The following is a 1,478-nucleotide window of genomic DNA, read 5'->3' on the forward strand; positions in this document are numbered from 1 at the left end:
GACTTTCAGCAGGGCAAAAGCCCGGCCTGTCACGCCGGGGGTCGCGAGTGCGAGTCCCCACCGCTCCGCCACTACAACGAAGCCTCAGCAGAAATGCTGGGGCTTAATTATATGGTCCGCCTCACTCTCAAGCCCCTACGCTTTGAGTAGGCACATTGAAAGAGGCGAACCATATGTCTTCCTTACACATTCTTGGTATAGATCTCGGTAAACACTGTTTTCATCTTATCGGCCACGATAGTGCTGGCAGAGAGCTGTTACGTAAAAAGTTTAACCGAAACCAACTTATTTTGTTTCTTTCCAAGCTATCACCAACAACAGTTGCCTTTGAAGCTTGCGGTGGCGCTCACTGGCTTGCTCGTAAATGCCTTGAGTTCAATCACCAGATAAAACTGATCCCACCTCAATACGTAAAGCCATATGTCAAAAACAACAAGAATGATTTTATTGATGCCTCAGCCATTGCTGAAGCAGCTTGTCGGCCTTCAATGCGGTTTGTCGCAGTTAAATCTGAAGAAGCCCAAGTGATAGCTTCTATACATCGGGTACGTGATGGGTATATCAAGGAACGCACGGCCTGCATGTCTCGTATTGGTGCAATGTTATTAGAGTTCGGGCTGAGCCTGCCGACAGGACATGCCAAAATGAAAGGACTGTTTCAATGGCTAGCAGAGCAAAATCAACCCCTTCCAGCCCTTTTCATTCAGGAGCTACAAGGACTGCATGAATACTACTCATATTTGAATGAACGAATTAAATCTCAAGATAAAAAGCTCCATCAGGTTATTGAGCATAATGAACTGGCGCTGTTGCTAAAAACTATCCCAGGGGTAGGAGATTTGACCGCTACCTTATGTTTGGCTGATATCAGTTCACCTGCAAATTTTACCAACGGACGGAATATGGCTGCCTGGCTCGGACTTGTTCCTCGACAATATTCTACTGGTGGAAAACCAAAGTTGCTTGGTGTCAGCAAACGAGGAAACAAGCAACTCCGAACCTTATTTATACACGGAGCAAGGGCTGTGCTATCGAAACCAGACAAAACAGGAAAAGTTTTTGGGCAGTGGCTTATTGATTTAAGAGCTAGTAAACCTTTTAACGTCGCTGTTGTTGCGCTAGCAAATAAGCTGGCAAGAATAGCTTGGGCGGTCATGTATAACCGCCAAGCTTTTCGTATGACGACGATATAACCGGATTTGCAATGTCAATGATGATGACGAAAACGGTCTATCGGCCAGATTAAGAACCTGACACAAAAAACAGCATATAAATGCTTTGGGCTTTTTAAAGGATAATCTGGCGCGGATATCATCGTGGAGCTGGGATGCGAGAGCACCCAAACGTGACTCCGAATACATTAGCGCAAACCAACCCCGTCATTAGAAATTGTAGTTGCAATAACGGGGCGGACCATACATTTTTGTATTTGAATAATTTTGAATGTCCGTCCTTCGGCCGGATAGCCCCAGGCTAGG

At 45.7% G+C, this 1,478-nt stretch carries 1 protein-coding gene; it reads left to right on the forward strand.

Annotated elements, in window-relative coordinates; all coding sequences use genetic code 11:
• Positions 1-173: 173 nt before the first annotated feature.
• Positions 174-1,193: an IS110 family RNA-guided transposase gene (locus ABT56_RS20975; RefSeq protein WP_047880884.1), complete on the forward strand. Its 1,020-nt coding sequence runs from the start codon at positions 174-176 to the stop codon at positions 1,191-1,193.
• The last annotated feature ends 285 nt before the right edge of the window (positions 1,194-1,478 follow it).

Source organism: Photobacterium aquae, assembly GCF_001029445.1.
In the GTDB taxonomy this organism is placed as follows: Bacteria; Pseudomonadota; Gammaproteobacteria; order Enterobacterales; family Vibrionaceae; genus Photobacterium; species Photobacterium aquae.